The organism is Companilactobacillus tucceti DSM 20183, assembly GCF_001434665.1.
In the GTDB taxonomy this organism is placed as follows: Bacteria; Bacillota; Bacilli; order Lactobacillales; family Lactobacillaceae; genus Companilactobacillus; species Companilactobacillus tucceti.
Genome location: NZ_AZDG01000005.1, coordinates 54,970 through 73,778 on the forward strand (window position 1 = coordinate 54,970; position 18,809 = coordinate 73,778).

The following is an 18,809-nucleotide window of genomic DNA, read 5'->3' on the forward strand; positions in this document are numbered from 1 at the left end:
ACGTATTTGCAAAAAAATCAAGGTTTGGTTATAATAGCAGGTTTACTTAAATTGTCTTTTTTAGTTCAACTGCCATTTGTTTGAACTGTTCGATAGAGACTTGCTCTCCCCTAGCATTCTCTGCAATGCCACATTTTTCAAAGACAGCTTTTATCTTATCCCTATTTTCATCGGTTCTTCCTTGCCAATTAAGCAAGTTATTCATCAAGCTCTTACGCTTGTGTGCAAAAGAAGAGCGAATCAATTTATGGAAATATTTAGGATCTTCAATATCATTTTTGCTATCAGGTATTCTATCTAAAACTGCTACGGCTGAATCAACTTTAGGACGAGGAATAAATGATTTAGCTCCAACGATTCTATCAATTCTTGCCGTCATTCTAGTTTGAACTGCAATCGTTAATGACCCATATTCACGGTGTCCTGGTTTGGCAGTTACTCGTTCGGCAACTTCTTTTTGCATCATCAATACTAAGGATTGGAAAGGATAGTCGCTGTTGATCAAATTCAACATGATCGGAGTCGTAATGTAATAAGGTAAATTAGCCACTACTTTAATTGTCTTACCTTCTAAATGATGATCTTTTACAAACTGATCTAAATCAACTTTTAAAATATCTTCATTTATGACTTCAATATTGTCATAGTAACTTAATGTATCTTTCAAAATTGGTATCAAGGTATCATCGATCTCAAAAGCATAAACTTGTTGCGCAACTTGAGCTAGTTTCTCAGTTAAAGCACCAATACCAGGTCCGATCTCGATTGCTATTTCATCAGATTGAAGACCACTTGCATCAACAATATCATCTAGAACCTTTTCATTTGTTAAAAAGTTTTGTCCTAAACTTTTTTTAGCACGCAATTTGTATTTACGCATAATATCATTGGTACGGATTGGATCAGCAATACTTAATCTACTTTGAGTCATATGAACTCCCTTTATCAAATTTTTTAACGGCGGCAATTAAATCGTCCGGCGATACATTAAACATATTCAATCGATTTAAAAACTGCTTAGCATTAGTGTAGCCAATTTCTAATTCTAAGCCAACAAATTCACGACGCTTGGACGACTTGGCATTCCCCGACAATCCGAGATCAATCATATCAGCGTTAGTATATTTATTTTCTAAGTCTTTAGTAGAGTAGACATCTGCTAAGGCTTTTTTTATATCCTCATCACGAGCATGTTCGATTCCAAGACTACCGTCACTCTTTTTTGGGACAGCCTTATTTCTTGGCAAAAATGCTTGCTTAGCATCAGGAACAACTTTTTGAATAATCGTTCTTAGCCGATTTCCATTAAAGTCAGGATCGGTAAAGATTATTACTCCACGATCCAATTGAGCTTTTTTTATTCTTTGAATCGTTTCCTCATTTAAGGCAGATCCTCGAGTCTCAATCGTATCAACTTCACCTAAACAGTCTTTTAAACGATTAGTATCTGACTTGCCTTCTACTACAATAATTTCTTTTATTTTTTTCATATTTAATTTATTCTATAAACTCTTTTAGCATTCTCAAAAGTATGTTTTGCAACTTCATCGGGAGTTATATCTTTATATTTAGCAATGGCATCGACTACAAATCTCGTATAACCAGGTTCATTTTGATGTCCTCGGTATGGAGTTGGCGCTAAATAAGGTGCATCAGTTTCAACCAAGAGTCTATCTAGCGGAGTATGCTTAGCTGATTCATGAACTTCTGGAGCGTTTTTAAATGAAACAACTCCACTATATGAAATCATTAATCCAAGATCTAAGAACTTATTAAGCCAATCCAGATCACCATTAAAGCTATGCATTATGATACCTGATTTTGACATATCATGATTCTTCAAAATATTATACATATCATCAAAAGCATCACGACAATGAATCGAAACTGGCATGTCATATTGTTGTGCAACGTCTAATTGCTTGATCAAAACCTTTTGTTGTTCTTCATGACTAGGGTTTTCAGGCCAATGATAATCTAATCCAATTTCTCCAATAGCCACTACTTCTGGCAATTTGATTTGATTAATTAGTTGAGACTCATTATATTCTTTTACAAATTCAGGATGCCAACCGATCACTGCATGAAGTGGCTTATAATTTTGAGCCAATCGAATAGCTTCAATATTCATCTCTTCATTTGAACCAATGATCGCCATTTCATCAACATCAAATTCTTTTGCGCGATCAATATATTCCTGAGTTTTACCAGCAAAAGCCTCATCATTTAAATGTGTATGCGAATCGAAAATTTGCATTAGCTTAAAACAGCTCCATTTTTATGTGAATTATCAACAATTGCTAATTGTACGTCGTCACCCTTTTCTGTTGAAAGAAGCATTCCGTTACTCCATTCACCACGAATCTTTCTAGGTTTCAAGTTAACAACAGCAATAACTTTCTTACCAATCAATTCTTTGAAGTTTGGATAGAATTCATAAATACTTGAAAGAATTTGACGATCAATTCCAGATCCATCATCTAATTTAAATTGTAATAACTTATCAGCATTTTCAGCTCGTTTAACATCCAAGATCTCGCAGACAACCATTTTTACTTTGGCAAAGTCATCATATTGGATCTCTTTTGGATAGTCATCTTCGTTTTCTTCTTGAGCTTTCTTCTTAGCTGCGGCTGATTTACTCATCTTACCGGCACCATTTTTGGCTTGTTCTTCAGCCATTTTATCTTTGATATATTGAACTTCTTCTTTTGCATCTAAACGTGGGAAAATTGGTTCTGGCTTATCAGTAACTGTACGACCGATAACAGTTTTACCAAATTCAACTGCTGCATCATTTTCAAAATTCAAACCAAGTTGAGCAAAGATCTTATGTGGTGATTGTGTCATAACTGGACTGATCAATACGGCAATCAATCTTAATGACTCAGCTAAATGACCAAGTACTGATTGTAACTCAACTTTCTTAGCATCATCTTTAGCCAAGACCCAAGGTTTTGTTTCATCAATATATTTATTAGCTCTACTGATGAATGCCCAAACACTAGCAAGTGCTTCAGGGAATTCAAACTTATCCATATGTTCACGATAATCTTTGATAGTATCGTTAGCAGTTTTTTCTAAGTCTTTATCAAAGTCAGTTAATGTATCAATTGATACGATCTTTCCGTCATCATATTTATTGATCATAGATACGGTTCTATTCAAAAGATTTCCCAAATCATTAGCAAGATCATAGTTGATACGGTCAACGTAATCTTCCGGTGTGAAGACACCATCGTTACCAAATGGCATAGCACGCATTAAGTAATAACGTAGTGAATCTAGTCCATAACGAGAAACAAGCATTTCTGGATATACAACATTTCCCTTTGATTTAGACATCTTTCCGTCTTTCATTAATAACCAACCATGTCCAAAGACTTGTTTTGGCAAATCAATACCCAAAGCCATCAAAATAATTGGCCAATAAATAGTATGGAAACGAACGATTTCCTTACCTACGAATTGAACATTAGCTGGCCAGTACTTTTTAAACAATGAATCATCATCACTCATATATCCAAGGGCTGTGATATAGTTCAACAAAGCATCGACCCAAACATAAACAACGTGTTTAGGATCACTAGGAATTGGAACTCCCCACTTGAATGTAGTTCTTGAAACAGCCAAGTCTTCCAGACCTGGTTTAATAAAGTTATTGATCATTTCATTCTTACGAATTTCTGGTTCGATAAATGTTGGATTATCTTCATAATATTTCAACAAACGATCAGCGTATTTACTCATCTTAAAGAAGTATGAAGGTTCCTTAACTAATTGGACCTCGTGTCCAGATGGAGCAAGTCCTCCAATAACTTTACCGTCTTTATCGCGATAAACTTCAGCTAGCTGTGATTCTGTGAAGTATTCCTCATCATCGACTGAATACCAACCTGTATACTCACCTAAATAAATATCGCCTTGCTTGATCAAACGTTCAACAATTTTTTGAACAGCTTTTACATGATAGTCATCTGTTGTTCTGATAAATTTATCATTTGAAATTTCCAAATATTTCCAAAGTTTCTTAATATCACTAGCCATCATATCGACATACTCTTGAGGCTGCATATTTTTGGCTTCGGCTTTTTGTTCTATTTTTAGACCATGTTCGTCAGTTCCTGTTAGGAAAAAAACGTCGAATCCTTCATTACGTTTATAACGTGCTAAAGTATCAGCGGCGATAGTTGTATAAGAATTTCCGATTGTTAATTTACCTGATGGATAGTAAATCGGAGTTGTAATATAAAAAGTTTTCTTTTCAGTCATGTATCTTAAATCCTCCAGAGAATCTTTAATAATTTTTTATTTAAAGTTGTTCAAAAACGTTAACGGCATCGTCAGCAATCGTAAGATCTGCCTCTGAAACATCAAGATCATCTTTGTTAACAACTACTAATTTTGTATTTTCTTTACGATAACGCAGTAGTCCCGCAAATGGGTATACTTTTAAGCTAGTTCCGACAACGATAATTAAATCTGCGTCAGAAACAGCCTTTTGTGCTCCCATCAAATTAACAGGATTTACACTTTCACCATATAAAACAGTTGTACCTGGACGAATAACACCATTATCTTCATGATGACGTCCATCTTTTAAATAGTATTTATAGTCAAACTCTTTACCACAAGTTAAGCAGTGAATATTATCGTATAAATTGCCATGAAATTCTATGACATTTTTAGCTCCAGCCTTTGTATGCAGCATATCTACATTTTGAGTAACGATCATACCCTTTTTATTACTTATTTCAGCCATCTTTTTATGAATAATATTAGGTTTAGCATCTGGGTAATAGAGATTTTCCACGGTAAAACCGTGAAAAGCATCTGGATGGTTAACTAAATTATCATGGCTCAGCATATACTCTGGAGTCGTCTCAAAACTTCCTGTACGATAAATTCCACCTTTTGAACGATAATCTGGAATTCCTGACGGCACTGATACACCTGCACCGGTCAAAAAAGTAACAAAGTTAGACTTTTCGATCAAATTCTTAAGTTCAATAATTTCGTCTGACATAAAAACTCTCCTATCTAATTAGATAATGTACGTTATTATTTTCAAACGTTTCCTTTACAGTTTGTTGATAGTATCTTTGATAAAATTGAGGATCAACTTTATTTGGATCAATATCCAAAGAAGCGACACTTTGACCATCATTAATACCTAATAAAACAAATGCCTTTTCATTATACTTACGATCAGTAAAGCCTGAATGTTTAATTTGATAAACTTGATTTAAATTCAATCTCAATTGGCGTTCTGAAATTACTGGTGTAATATTCAAAAATTCATGGTAATGCATTCCTTCAAATCCATTTGAAATAATCACATCATTGTAATCTTCCAATAAACGAATCAATGCACGACGAGATTGAAAATTAGATGTTAAATCATTTGCATCAATAACATCGGATAATTTTTTAGCATACTTAAAAGAAGTTGGATATTCTTCTTTTAGCGAATCATCTTTCGCATGCTCACCAAAAATCATGGCATCAAAAATCAATAATGTTCTAAAGAAGCGCATATTTGCAGGATCGATTTCCACTCCCGGATCCAATGTCTGATCTATGCCTTCAAGGTATTTTTCTTTAATATCGTCTGTATAAGTTCCATCTTCAATTTGCTTTTTAACTATCAAAGCGTGTTCTAGTGTTTCTTGTAATGAATTTGCAGTCGATATGATTCTTCCATCAACATCATTATGCCCACTAGTAACAGAATTATAAATCTTAGGACCATCTGATAATTCAATTTCAACATGATACAATTCATGCGCTAAAACAAAATCACGGTAAACTTCGTTGGTAACTACAACGTCAATTTCATTTTCTTTGATCTCATGATTAGCCTGATCTAGTGTCAAAGTATCATGGTCTTTATAGTCAGAAATTAAAACAACTTTTTTACCACTTGTTTGTTCAATTCTATCAATTTGTTCTAAGATATTACTGGATACACTTTTTCTTTCTATCTTTTCCATCAATAATTACCTCTTTTATCCCAAGTTAAGGAGAATATAATATGAAAATAAATGTTACTTTAGTTGATGGTTTATTGCCTGATAAGTACGGAAAATATGCTTTACCTGAAACTATTAAAAATGGGAAACCGTTAATTAGCTTCCCAATTAATTTAGAGGATATTCCTAAAAACGCTAAGAGTTTAGCTCTCACTTTCACTGATCCTGATTCAATTCCAGTATGTGGTTTTGAATGGATCCACTGGACAGCAGCTAATATTCCTCTTACTAAAGCAATTCCTGAAAATTATAGTCAAATAGCTCCCACATCAGTCATTCAAGGCAAAAATAGTTCCGCTAGTCCTCTATTAGATTCGCTTGACAAGCATTCAATTGGATATAACGGACCAGTGCCACCTGACAAAACTCACGACTACATACTAAAGGTTTATGCTCTAGATAATGAGTTAAACCTTTCAGCTGGTTTTTGGATGAACGAATTGCTTCATCAAATGGAGAACCACATTATTGATCAAGCTGAAATAGTTCTTCCTAGTCGTGCTTAATTTTGACGATCCATTTTATGGAAATAATTAAATACATAGCCCTCACGCACACCGAAATTTGAGAAACGAATTTCCTTTGCGGGGGTTTTTTTAATTATCTCAGAGATTATCAAAATCCCACCTAAAATAACTTCATAACGTCCATCACTCAATTCCTTGATATGACTACGTTCTTCTACCGTTGCATGAGCTAATTTATCAAATAGTTCATCTAATTGCTCACAGGTAATAACCGAATTATGAAGATTCTTCTTACGTTTACCTTCACGATTCAAAATACTTGTAACCGCTCTTAGTGTACCACCTAAGCCCACAAAAGTGGCTTTTGTATTCATCCACTTTAAGCTTTCTAGTCTTCTGGTGATATCCTTTCTTGCTGAAACTAATTCACTTTCCTTGATAGGGTTACTCTTTAAATGAACATCAGAAATAGAAATAGCTCCGATTGGAATACTAAGTCCGTATTTTAAACGACCCTTTTTAGCCAAACTGATTTCAGAACTGCCACCACCAACATCAACGATCAAAGCATCTTTAATTCTCATCGTATTTCGAACAGCAACATAATCATAAAATGCTTCTTCTTTTTCATCAATGATATCTAATTGTAGACCAGTTTCTTTGAGTACAGCAAAAACCAACTGATTTTGATTTTTGGCCAACCTTACAGCTGCTGTGGCTATTAAACTTATTCTATCTACGTTATATCTTCTAATTCTATCTTGAAATTCTTTTAAAACATCAATTGTCTCTTCAATTTGATCATTAGTTAACAGGCGACTTTGGGCAATAGATTTACCAAGTCTAACTGGCTCACGCCAACGATCCAGCGTTTTGAAACGATTACGCTTTGATGAACGATACACTGATGTTCTAATGGAGTTAGATCCTATCTCAATAACTGCTAACTTCACATTGCATCACATCCCATTGAAACAATTATATAAAAAAAAAGGCCTACATAGTAGGTCTTTTCTTCACAAAGTTTTAATTTTCTAAATTACGTATGTATCTTCAACCCATTCGTTAGTTGAAACTCTGTAGTAAACGTGGCCGTTATATGTCTTAGTTTGGTCTGTTTGCCATGGAGTATTGTTTTGTAAACCACGTGTTGCTTTGCCCATTGTGTCACCATTGAAGGTTACCATTGGTACATAAATAGCCTTTGGATTATTAACACTGATAACATTTACATCACCAGGTGCTTGTGTTGATGAATCGTTATCATATTGAGTTAAGTTATATGTTTCGATCATATTGTTTAAGCTGCTTGCGTAAGTTGGGGCTGTTGCGTATCTACCTTGTAACCATGCAGTAGCATCTTTATAAGATGATGTATTTTCTTTCCATGTACCCTTGTAGTATGAAGAATCCCATGAAACACCATTACGAAGTTTATCACCATTATCAGCAAATGATTCATAATAACTAGGGTACTTACGGAAGTTAGCATAGATTGTATACCAGCCTTGTGAGGCACTCCATTCAGAAGTCTTCATAGTAACGTATGAACCATTGTAGTCACCTTTGATACCAAACAAGTTGTTACCTTGAGTAGCTAGTAGAGATGTTCCCCAGCCACTTTCAAGAATAGCTTGAGCCAACATAACAGATGCGTAAACACCGTATTTGTCAGCAGCTTTTTGAGCCATTGGAACGGCCATGTCTAAGAATGCTTGTTGTTGTTGTGAAGTAGCACCTGCTGTTGCTTGAACTAATGCTCCTTGAGCCTTTGTCTTTGCAGCTGTAGGTTGTACTGTTTCAACGTGAGCAATATCTGGGTCAGCTTCTTTTACAGGTGAACCAGCAATAACGTTTGTATCTGTTGTTTTCTTCGAATTATCTGAGCTTGATTGTTCAGTATTTGTATCTGAATTTGAAGCATCAGCAGCTAACACAGAAGTAGGTGCTGCAGCGGATGCAAGTGTACCTAAAACAATGGCACTTGTTAGTAGTGTTTTTTTAAACATAAGGAAATCCCCCGAAAATTTGTAAAAATTCTAATTTAATTTGGTCTTTTTCAACCATTGATCTTTTCAACAGTGTAAATATAACATATCCTTAAGAAAAACTTTAGATTTGCCCAGAACTGTAAACCAACTGTAATAAACCGGTTATTTTAATAATTCTGAATTCAATTGCTTTTGCTGATTATAAAATTCGCGGTATCCCAGATAACAAGAAATTATTGAACCTAGCCCTGTTGACGCTAATAACATAAAGGTAACCATAATCTGATACTTGATAGCTTTAACTGGATCAACACCGGCAAAAATCAAGCCTGACATCATACCAGGTAAACTAACCAAGCCAAGTGTCTTAATTGAATCTATAGTTGGTTGCATACCACTCTTAATGCTATCTCGTAAAATATCGATCGAAGCTAATTTAATGTCAGCCCCTAGAGCTAATTTCTCTAAAACTTGTTGTTCTCGATCAGTAAATGTCTGTAACATATTACGATAACAAAGACCGATAGCAACCATAATATTACTTGCAATCATCCCCGTAACTGGAACGATTTGTTCTGGTACAAACTTGATAGAACCTGTCCAAACCAAAGTTCCTAAAGTGACAACTGTACCTACACTGATAGCTAAAAGAGAATTTCGGAAAGCTTTTGGGATTCCATTCCCACGCTTACCAGCATTCCAAGAAGCATTGATAACAATAATAACAAAGCAAGCCATAGTGAGCCAGTTATCATCAGTTTTGATAACAAATTTTAATATATACCCAACAATTGATAATTGAACAATAGCTCTGGCAACTCCAATTAAGATATCCTTATTGATTCCCAACTTCTCTCGATATCCAATCACAAGTGCTACTAAAACTAATCCAAATCCCCAAACTAAAGTTGTATTTGAAACTGTTAGATTATTAGACATTAGACTATTTCACCATCCTTTATGGTAATTTTTTTAGCTGAATTTTCAATTTCTGATTCGTCATGTGTAACTCGCAAAACGGTCATATTTTCTTCTTCATTAAAACGAGTCAACATTTTATGTACAATTTCTTTATTTTCGGTATCAAGCCCTGTTGTGACTTCATCAGTAATTAAGATTTCCGGTCTAAATAACAAATTTCTTAACAGAGCTATTCGTTGTTTCTCACCACCAGAAATATCATTAACACTTTTATCAATATAACTTTCGTCAAGATTGACCATTTCTAAAGCAGAAATGGTTTTTTTAGAATCAAATTCTTCACCGCGTACTAAAAATGGAAATTCCAAGTTATCCTTAACTGTTTTCCCAAATAAAGTCGGTTGTTGAAAAGCATAAGATACTCTTTGACGATATGTCGTAGGATCATAACTACTTAACGACTTACCATCAAAAATGATTTCCCCAGATGTGGCAGTTATCATTGAAGCAATAATTCTCATCAAAGTACTTTTACCACTACCAGAAGGTCCAATAAATGTTATGTATTGTCCTGCTTCAATTTCTAAATTGATATTTTTAAGAATCTCTTTGTCTTTAACTTTATAAAAAAGGTCTTTTATTTCTAGAATATTTTTCAAGCATATCACCCCTTGTACATTTTCTAATTATGAACTCTCAAATTATTATAACTACTTAATTGCTTAAATCATGCATATAAGATTCTGCATTATGATAACTATTTAAGTCAACCCAAAAATAGAGTGTAATAAAAGTCGGTCTGCCACCGGAACATAACGTAGAATCACAAATGATTGGTACCATCAATCGTTTGTGATTCTGCATTATGTGGAGGTTATAGCCTTTTATTACACATTTAGGATAAAAAAAAGACCGCGACAAAACTATTTTTCCCTTAAACATGCAGCATAAACGTGGAACAAAACATAACTTTTTCCGCTTAAATCAAACAAGCTCATCAATCCAAAATCGGATTGATGAGCTTGTTTATTTTAATGCTCGAAAGCTGAACATGTTTTGTCCCACTCTCAAATCAATTTATGCGAATACTCGTTTAACACCAACGATTGTACCTTTACCACTATAAATTCCTGAAGTACCTACATAAGGTCCCCATGAATCTATCATTGTATTAGCATCTAGCAAAATACCAACATGCCATACAATGCCAGTTGAAGGGTCAGCGAAGAAAATCAAATCTCCTCTTTGACGATCATTAAAGTTAACTGGGTGAATTCTATTATCTGTATAAAGCAAACGTGAATTCCATTCGTTACCAGGTTGTGCATGTTGAATAGCAGTTACAGGTGATGGATTAACCCCTGAAGCATAAAGTGCTTGAACAACTAATCCTGAACAATCAACACCATATTCTGGTGAACTAGCTGCACCTGATATCCATGGTTGACCAACATATTTATAAGCTTGGTTTATCATAGCTTCAATATGATCTGAACGTGTACTCAATGTATTAGTTTGTAGAGGTGCAACATATGAGTCAATACCATACCATGAACTTTCTGAGAATCCCATAGCAGTCCATGTTGCTAAGTTAACAATTCCTGTCACAGGAAGACCATGATTTGCTTGGAAATTCTTTACATAATATGTAGTAGTTGAATCATAAATGGTGTGTCTATTTGACTGACCAAAGTATCTTCTGACGAGCCAAACTTTGACACCTTCAACATCGTTATATAACTCGTATCCAACAGGTCCTTCTGGTTGAAGTTGGGCATTTTCTATTTGAAGCCAACCTTCTGGATTTTGGTAAGCAACATAAGGTGCTGCATCATAGCCATTTACCCAAACGTTGTTACCGATTTGATAATAAGTTAAGCCATCTAAATCATCTGTTCTATTATATTTCCACATTGAACCTGCTGCAAAATTGGTACTACCTTCATTCTTGCTAAATCCTTGGTCGCCACGTCCATATGAAACGGCACCATTATCTTTAACTTTAACAATACCATCAGCATCGGCACCAAATGTCAAAGTAACATCGCTTGAATTAGCATAGGCATCTGTACTTACACGATAGTAATTTTGAGAATTGAGAGATAATTTCTTATCTGTTCTCCATGGTGAATTGGCTGACAATCCAAAATTGTCGATCATAGTTCCATCTTCACGATATAGACGAGTTATCTTATCAAAAGTTGTTACTACACCACCATTAACTGGTGTGATGGTACCTTGATTATCAGCATTATTTTGTGTATCAGTTGCTGTATCAGATTGTGTTGCAGTAGCTTGAGTATTTACTTGTGTACCTTGTGTGTCTTGTGCACCTACTTGAACACCTTGTTGTGCTTGTGTAGATGCATCATTACTATTAACATCAGCTGTTTGTTGATTACTTGCTGCTTGAGGTTGATCTTGTTTAGCCTGATCCAAAGCCTGATTATTATTTTGTGATTCAACTTGTACATTTGGTGTTGAATCATTTGTAGCATCTGCTTTGACGGTTGCTTGATTTGCACCTAATGCCATTAATAAAACAAAACTGCTCCATAAAAATACTTGACTCTTCTTCATTATTTTCCCCTTTTAATAACTTATTGCACGTCTATCTTGAGTATTCCAATTAGCAAGGAATTGGTTGATATCCATTTGCATAGGTTGATTTAACCAGCAATCATTGTAATAAATATAGTTGCTGTCATAACCAGTTACTGTTAAGGCATGATATGGAAAACCATGTAAAGTATTCCATGTTACTACTGGATGACCAATGCTAATTTGATACTTGATGGCATCAAGTCCTTGACCAGTTAAGTTCTTAGCTGATCCAGCATATTTTTCTACCAAACGCATTAGAGCTGGTGGAAAAATAGTAACACCGGTATTATCCCACGGTTGACCCATATATCCATAATTTGGATTTGAACTTCTTGGCATCTCATATGCTAATTGCATTTTATTAACATTAGCACCTGCATATTGAAGCATCATTGTTACGGCAGTGATTTCACAACCATTTGGTAGTTCTGGACGTTGTGAGATCATTGGAACACCAGCAACCCAATTTGCTGCTGGATATGTACTATCATTTACAACTACTGAAGATTGAGGTAACCAAACGTTGTTACCAACTTCATACCAATATTCTCCACCGTTTGAAACGCGTTTATCTATTTTCCAAGCAGAATTTGGTGCAACAGTACTACCGGCATAAACCGCATTCTTACCATATCCTCGAAATAGTTGAACATCACTATCATAAGTAACACTTGCAGTACCACTGTATTCTTTAACATTATTGTCAAAGTAGCCTGATGTTTCTTTTACAAACTCATTAGTAGAAACACGATAGTAAATTGTTCCATCATTCCATGTACGCTTAATATCTGTCATCCAAGGAGTATTAGCACCTAAAGCACGATTATCAACTTGTTGGCCATTCCCTTGATATAGATAAGCTGTAGAACCATTAACGTGAAAAATACCATCAATAGATTCATCACTATATTGACTTTGTTGAGTCGTGACATCTGAAGAATTATTCGTATCATTTGTTATTGGTTCAGATTGATTATTTTGACTTGTCTGAGTTATTTGTCCCTGTTGTGAGGTAACTGTTTGATTTTGATCATTGTCCCCAGAAGGTGCTTGATCATTAACGTTCCCCTCAGTCTTGATTTCATTGTTATTAATAGGAGTGGCTGAATTTGTTGATTCATTATTTGATGGTTCGTTAGATGGTTCGTTAGTAGTAGAAACTGATTGTGTTTGACTTGCATCAATATCATCAGCATGAACTATTTCTGGAGTCATCAAGAAGACCGTTCCTAAACTAGCAGCTAAAATAAATTTACTTCTAATCCCCATAATATTCCCCTTTCAATGCTCTCATTATCTATCAACTACGTTCTCGATTCAATAATTATTTTGATTTTTAGAATGACCGTTTTACGATATCGATTTATAATGAAAATCTTTAAAAAAATAAATGATTAAGTCTTACATTAATTAGATTAAATTAAACTAATTTTATTTTAATTAAAGGTTGACATTTTATAATAAAGAGATTAAGTTAATATCATTCAAAAGAATAAAAAAAGACGTTGAACAGGAACTTGAAATACAAAATACTTCAGAAAGTTGTCGGTTGATGCGAGGCAATAGTATTGTATTTTCTATATCACCTGCCAGTCGTACTTCGAAATAGACTTCTAAATTAGAAAGTACTGATTGCACTCATTATCGTGCTAGCAAATTGTTTACAGTTTGTTATAAAGGCTGCATTAGTAATAATGTAGCAAATAAAGGTGGTAACACGTTTCTAACGTCCTTTGATGATTATTAATTCATCAAGGGATTTTTTTATTCAATAAAAATAAGTGAGGTGAGTCTCTATGGAATCAAATATTAGTGAAGGTCAGATTAAATCCCAGATTAAAATTCAGATTAGAAATTTAAAAACATTTTATGGAGGCTCCACTTATGAAAGAAAATACTGTAGTTAAAGAAAACCTATTATCAAAGAACGAGGAACAATTTGCTCAAGCACTATTTGATGCTTACAAATCTCAAGATCCACTAACTGAATCCGATTGGACAAATAATGTACCGGATGATCATTCAGCTTACCGAGTTCAAGATAAATTGATGCAATTAAAGAATGCACCTGTTGGAGGATATAAAGTTTCTCTTACTAGCAAACAAACACAAGATATGTTCGATTCCACAGAACCACTTTATGGCGCTCAACTAGCTGACCACTTCTTAAAGTCTCCGGCACAAGTTAAACTTAACGATTTGATGGAACCACTTGTAGAAGTCGAGTTAGTCTTTAGAGCTAAAGAAGATTTAAGTGAAAACGATAGCCTAACCGATTTATTAAATAAAACTACTGTTGCACCAGCACTTGAGGTTCCCGATTCAAGATTCAAGGATTGGTTCCCAAGTCTTTCCAAATATATGGTTATGTCAGATGCTGCCGTAGGTGGACTAGTCGTTTATGGTGAAGAATTTGACACCAATTTATTTAAAAATGTCGAAGCCTTAGAGAATGTCAATTGCACTTTATACCATGATAATGAAGAACTTAAGTCAGGCAAATCAACTGAAGTATTAGGCAATCCTTTAAAATCTCTCAAATGGCTTGTAGATAAGTTGGCCTTACAAGGAAAGCAATTAATGAAAGACCAACGTGTATCATCAGGAACATTCGTTTTACCACCATCACTTACAAGAGGAAATTGGCAAGCAAAATTCGATAATGGATTAGGCGATGTTTCCTTAAATGTTCAATAATCATTTGCGCGTCTAGATCAACTCTCCTACATAACAAACCTATTCTAGGCGCGTAAAAAAACTCCTTATTAGATCAACAAAAAAGCAGTTATTCGTATCTCGGCGAATAACTGCTTTTTTAATTTCTACTATTATATATTAGTTAAATTAGTTATCTTCAGTAATCTCTTCAACTAATTTTTCCATAGCTTGTGCTTTAAAAGCCTTCGTAGCTTTTTCTTGCACTTGCTTTTGTTCAGAAGGTGTCATCGAAGGATCTTCTTGCATAGCTTTCATGACGGCAGCTTTTACATAAGCTGCTCCCTCTGATTTCATTTGAGCTTTAAACGACTTACTCTTAGTTTTTTTATCCAATTCTTTAGCCTGGTTGGTTGTTAATACTAGCCAATCTTTTCCAACCTTAAAAGTATTGGTTTGCTTAATAAATTCTTTGTTATTATCTGAAATACCAAACAAGAATGAATAAAAATCGTTCTTATATTCCCAACGAGTTGTTTTTTGTGTCATAGTTGCTGCATCGTAGTTCCCTACTTTAATGTTATTTTTGACATGTAGATCAACTTTTGTCGTTTGAGGTTTCTTATTGTTGGCTGTTTCAGGCGTTCTATAAATATAGATATTTTCTTTGCCCTTAGTACCAAGGTTTTTATAAAGTAATACTTTAGAACCTTTATTAACTGTTTGAATCTGTTCAGTTTTTGATTCTGTAACTTTTTTCATACCAAAATGATTACTCTCATTTGCTACTAACAAAACAATGCTTAATATGAATAGTGCGATGAAAGTAAATGATAATGAATATCCAACTTTTTTATTTTGTAAGAAAACGGCAAAATAATAAGCTAGAGCTGCACAAATAATTATTGAAATAATAACCATTACTTATCACCTGCACTTTCATTTAAATCTTTCATATTAATTTCTTTGGATTTAGAACTGTTATTAACCATAAATGTAATTCCAAAAGCAATCAAACAGAACAAGATAGCGACCATAAAGGCGGCATGATAACCACCCAATGTAGCATTAAAGAAATCATCTTTGTATTGAAGTGGTGACTTAACTAATAATGAATGACTTGGTTTGGTATTGTTTGTTACATTAGTTAGAACACTAACTAAAATAGCTGTACCCATTGAACTGAATACCTGACGAACAGTGTTATTAACAGCTGTACCATGACTCATCAAATCAAATGGCAATGAATTCATACCATCAGTTGTAACTGGCATCAAGACCATTGAGATACCAAACATACGAACCATATACAAAACAACAATATCAATAACTGGTGTTGTTTTAGTTAAAAACAAGAATGGAATTGTTCCGGCGGTTAACAAGAACATACCCATACGAGCCAAGTCCTTTGGACCAAATCTATCAAAAGCACGTCCAGTGATAGGACTCATGATACCAATTAAAATAGCACCTGGTAAAAGTGTTAATCCTGAATGAAAAGCACTCATACCTTTAACAATTTGAAGATACAATGGCAAGATCATTTCAACGCCGACCATAGCCATATTTGTTACAGATGACAAAGCTGCGGCAACAGAGAATTTTTTAACTGTGAAAACACGTAATTCCAAGAATGGTGTTTCCATTTTCAATTGACGGTAACCGAATAATAGAATGACAATAACTCCACCTATAATAGTTGAAAGTACAATTGGTGAACCCCAACCATCATCACCAACAGAACTGAATCCATAAAGCACTGATCCAAATCCTACGGTTGATAAAATAAGTGATAATATATCCAATTTTGTACGCTTAGTATTAATTACAGGACGCATAAAAATAAAAGCTAGAATAAGAACGATTACAACAATAGGAATAATCATTCCAAAAAGATCTCTCCATGAAAAGTTATCAATGATCCAACCTGATAATGTAGGACCAATAGCTGGTGCAAGACCGATAACTAATCCACCAAGTCCCATGGCTGTACCACGTTGGTTAGCTGGGAAAATCGATAGCATAACAACTTGCATCAAAGGCATTGTAATACCAACACCGACGGCTTGAATCAAACGTCCAGCCAAAATAGTTCCAAAGTTTGGTGCCACAAAACACATAATTGTTCCAATTAAGAATGTTGACATAGCAATAATATAAAGCTTTTTAGTACTAAAGTTATTACTTAACCAAGCAGTGACAGGAATCATAATACCGTTAACCATCAAAAATCCGGTTGTTAACCATTGAACGGCTGATGTAGTAACATCAAATTCCTTCATCAAAGTTGGAAAAGCTGTTGTTAAAATTGTACCGTTTAAAACAGTACAAAAAGTACCAACCAATAGAACCAGAACCATTAGGTTACGGTTAAATGGCTTTCCATTTATATCCAAGTGCTCATTACTTGAACTCATAAAGCATTTCCTTCTTTCAATTTATATTAATTTTAATTACTTATTGGGAATTTGAACCCCATCGATATTTGCATAGACCTTAGTTAAAATATGTTCCAATTGACTTAATTCTTCATCTGTTAAGTTTGAATAAATCTCATCATTAGCATCTTTAAAGTCAGATCGAAGTCGTTTAACAAATTCAGCACCCGCTGAAGTAATCTGAACAATTTTTTTACGACGATTATCAGGATCAACTTCTCGTACAACGAAATCCATCTTTTCCAATTTCTTCAAAGAACGAGCAATGATGGCTCCATCGAATAAAGTAATTTCTCCAATCGTCTCTTGATTGCAATTAGGATGTCGATTAACGATCATCATTACCATGCTATCAACCATATTCATGTCAGTACCCTTAAGATATTGGCGAATAATACGCTTCTTTTGCATAATAAATCGAACCGCAAAACCAATTAAATTATAATCATCCATCTTTTACCTCACTAAAATAAAAATAAAGTTTTAAATAGCAACAAAAAATATGCTATACCCAACTCTTGACAAAATCAAGAGTTAAATACAGCATATTTTTAGAAAACGTTTTTAATTTTTTAAACCGTTCCATCAAAAACACCTAGTTTTACTAAACATCTTTAATAGAAGAGCGGACATGTAATTCTGGCTTATAGCGAATGATACTTGATTCTTTATCAGAATCATATTTGCCTTTAATAATTTTCAGTAATAATTCTGAAGCTTTCTCACCGATTTCCATTATGGGTTGAGCTAGCGTTGTAATTTCTGGCGTAAATAAACTGGCAAAGCTGACATTATCAATTCCAACTAGAGATAGTTGATCTGGAATTGATATGTTATTTTTTTTGACCCACATCAAAACTGTTTCTAGTAGCATGTCGTTGGTAACGATTAAAGACGTTGGCGGGTTGTCAAGACTCATCAATTCTTTCAACCTATCATCAACGTCTTCTACTTGACAATTAATAACATACTCTGGACGATAATCTATTTTTTTATCCCCTAAGGCTTGCTCATAGCCTTCCATACGTTCCACACGAGTGGTGATTCCATCTCCGAATGGCAAAGTCAAAATAGCAATCTTCTTATGACCACTTTCAGTCATTAATTCAGTAGCTTCATATCCAGCATCAGTATTATCAAGCAAGACACTAGGTATATCCACTCCTTTTAGCATTCTATCCACAAACATAACGGGAATTTTTTGCTTGCGTAAACTCTCATAAAATTCTTTATTTTCATACGTAGGAAACACTATAATTCCATCTATCTGACGTGCCAAAAAGGACTCTATCAATTCCCTTTCTTTGTTTGGATCGTCATCAGTTTTAGCAATAATAACTGAATATCCTACTTTTTGAAAATAATTTTCAATAGAAGCTAGTAGCTCCAACGAAAATCTAGACGATAGATTGGCGCAAATAAATGCTACAACATTAGTATTTTTTTGCTTTAAGCTTTTAGCAATTTGATTAGGGTGGTATTCTAATCTCTCAATTGCCTCAGCTATTTTCTGACGTGTGGTAGTGCTCATATATTGATAGCGTTTATTCAAAAACTGCGAAACTGTACTTTTTGATACTCCTGCTTCATAAGCAACGTCATTGATCGTGGGCTTCATTTTCTCTCCTCAATAATTAAATAGATTTCTTTTAAAAAACACCCTTATTACTCATTGAATAAGGATGTTTTTTTTAAAGATTT

At 34.3% G+C, this 18,809-nt stretch carries 18 protein-coding genes and 1 other annotated feature; of the genes, 2 read left to right on the forward strand and 16 right to left on the reverse strand.

Going from position 1 to position 18,809, the window contains the following annotated elements:
* Positions 1 to 46: 46 nt before the first annotated feature.
* From rsmA to FC72_RS03420, 6 genes are read right to left on the reverse strand one after another with little or no spacing between them, the layout of a single operon-like run.
* The gene (gene rsmA / locus FC72_RS03395; protein ID WP_057764801.1) at positions 47 to 931 is read right to left on the reverse strand and encodes a 16S rRNA (adenine(1518)-N(6)/adenine(1519)-N(6))-dimethyltransferase RsmA; all 885 of its coding nucleotides are present in this window, start codon (positions 929 to 931) and stop codon (positions 47 to 49) included.
* Complete coding sequence (gene rnmV, locus FC72_RS03400) at positions 918 to 1,490, reverse strand: ribonuclease M5 (protein ID WP_057764803.1); 573 nt, start codon at positions 1,488 to 1,490, stop codon at positions 918 to 920. Before rnmV ends, rsmA begins: the two co-directional genes overlap by 14 nt.
* A 2-nt stretch (positions 1,491 to 1,492) precedes the next feature.
* Positions 1,493 to 2,257, reverse strand: coding sequence for a TatD family hydrolase (locus FC72_RS03405; RefSeq protein ID WP_057764805.1), 765 nt, complete (start codon positions 2,255 to 2,257; stop codon positions 1,493 to 1,495).
* Positions 2,257 to 4,272, reverse strand: coding sequence for a methionine--tRNA ligase (metG, locus tag FC72_RS03410; RefSeq protein WP_057764806.1), 2,016 nt, complete (start codon positions 4,270 to 4,272; stop codon positions 2,257 to 2,259). The genes FC72_RS03405 and metG overlap by 1 nt, the downstream gene beginning before the upstream one ends.
* A 40-nt stretch (positions 4,273 to 4,312) precedes the next feature.
* A complete protein-coding gene (locus FC72_RS03415) occupies positions 4,313 to 5,014 on the reverse strand; it encodes an NAD-dependent protein deacylase (RefSeq protein WP_057764918.1) in 702 nt (233 codons plus the stop codon).
* 22 nt (positions 5,015 to 5,036) lie between these two features.
* On the reverse strand, positions 5,037 to 5,993 hold the full coding sequence (locus FC72_RS03420) for a hypothetical protein (protein ID WP_057764808.1): 957 nt from the start codon (positions 5,991 to 5,993) through the stop codon (positions 5,037 to 5,039).
* A 41-nt stretch (positions 5,994 to 6,034) separates the two neighbouring features.
* On the opposite strand from FC72_RS03420, the gene FC72_RS03425 reads away from it, so the two are divergent.
* Positions 6,035 to 6,538: a YbhB/YbcL family Raf kinase inhibitor-like protein gene (locus FC72_RS03425; protein WP_057764810.1), complete on the forward strand. Its 504-nt coding sequence runs from the start codon at positions 6,035 to 6,037 to the stop codon at positions 6,536 to 6,538.
* Here FC72_RS03425 and FC72_RS03430 read toward each other — a convergent pair.
* The 6 genes from FC72_RS03430 to FC72_RS03455 form a co-directional block, all read right to left on the reverse strand.
* Positions 6,535 to 7,452, reverse strand: a complete 918-nt coding sequence (locus tag FC72_RS03430) for a Ppx/GppA phosphatase family protein (protein WP_057764812.1) — start codon at positions 7,450 to 7,452, stop codon at positions 6,535 to 6,537. The genes FC72_RS03425 and FC72_RS03430 overlap by 4 nt on opposite strands.
* A gap of 81 nt (positions 7,453 to 7,533) precedes the next feature.
* On the reverse strand, positions 7,534 to 8,508 hold the full coding sequence (locus FC72_RS11115; RefSeq protein WP_057764813.1) for a glycoside hydrolase family 73 protein: 975 nt from the start codon (positions 8,506 to 8,508) through the stop codon (positions 7,534 to 7,536).
* Positions 8,509 to 8,652: 144 nt separating this feature from the next.
* A complete protein-coding gene (locus tag FC72_RS03440) occupies positions 8,653 to 9,429 on the reverse strand; it encodes an ABC transporter permease (RefSeq protein ID WP_057764815.1) in 777 nt (258 codons plus the stop codon).
* The gene (locus FC72_RS03445) at positions 9,429 to 10,070 is read right to left on the reverse strand and encodes an ABC transporter ATP-binding protein (protein ID WP_057764817.1); all 642 of its coding nucleotides are present in this window, start codon (positions 10,068 to 10,070) and stop codon (positions 9,429 to 9,431) included. The genes FC72_RS03440 and FC72_RS03445 overlap by 1 nt, the downstream gene beginning before the upstream one ends.
* Before the next feature lie 418 nt (positions 10,071 to 10,488).
* Entirely contained in the window at positions 10,489 to 11,991 is a 1,503-nt protein-coding gene (locus FC72_RS03450) for a peptidoglycan-binding protein (RefSeq protein ID WP_057764819.1), read from the reverse strand.
* 12 nt (positions 11,992 to 12,003) lie between these two features.
* Positions 12,004 to 13,284 carry a C39 family peptidase gene (locus tag FC72_RS03455; RefSeq protein ID WP_057764821.1) on the reverse strand — a complete coding sequence of 427 codons (1,281 nt, stop codon included), beginning with the start codon at positions 13,282 to 13,284 and terminating at the stop codon, positions 12,004 to 12,006.
* A gap of 227 nt (positions 13,285 to 13,511) precedes the next feature.
* Positions 13,512 to 13,752: a binding site (T-box leader), on the forward strand.
* Positions 13,753 to 13,899: 147 nt separating this feature from the next.
* Between FC72_RS03455 and FC72_RS03460 the strand changes: the two genes are divergently transcribed.
* The gene (locus tag FC72_RS03460; RefSeq protein WP_057764823.1) at positions 13,900 to 14,712 is read left to right on the forward strand and encodes a 2-keto-4-pentenoate hydratase; all 813 of its coding nucleotides are present in this window, start codon (positions 13,900 to 13,902) and stop codon (positions 14,710 to 14,712) included.
* Positions 14,713 to 14,859: 147 nt separating this feature from the next.
* On the opposite strand, the gene FC72_RS03465 is transcribed toward FC72_RS03460, so the two are convergent.
* The 4 genes from FC72_RS03465 to FC72_RS03480 form a co-directional block, all read right to left on the reverse strand.
* The gene (locus FC72_RS03465) at positions 14,860 to 15,591 is read right to left on the reverse strand and encodes a DUF4811 domain-containing protein (RefSeq protein ID WP_057764825.1); all 732 of its coding nucleotides are present in this window, start codon (positions 15,589 to 15,591) and stop codon (positions 14,860 to 14,862) included.
* Positions 15,591 to 17,087, reverse strand: a complete 1,497-nt coding sequence (locus FC72_RS03470) for an MDR family MFS transporter (RefSeq protein WP_057764827.1) — start codon at positions 17,085 to 17,087, stop codon at positions 15,591 to 15,593. Before FC72_RS03470 ends, FC72_RS03465 begins: the two co-directional genes overlap by 1 nt.
* A gap of 36 nt (positions 17,088 to 17,123) precedes the next feature.
* Positions 17,124 to 17,561 carry a MarR family winged helix-turn-helix transcriptional regulator gene (locus tag FC72_RS03475; protein WP_057764829.1) on the reverse strand — a complete coding sequence of 146 codons (438 nt, stop codon included), beginning with the start codon at positions 17,559 to 17,561 and terminating at the stop codon, positions 17,124 to 17,126.
* A gap of 151 nt (positions 17,562 to 17,712) precedes the next feature.
* Positions 17,713 to 18,726, reverse strand: a complete 1,014-nt coding sequence (locus FC72_RS03480; protein WP_057764831.1) for a LacI family DNA-binding transcriptional regulator — start codon at positions 18,724 to 18,726, stop codon at positions 17,713 to 17,715.
* Positions 18,727 to 18,809: the final 83 nt, after the last annotated feature.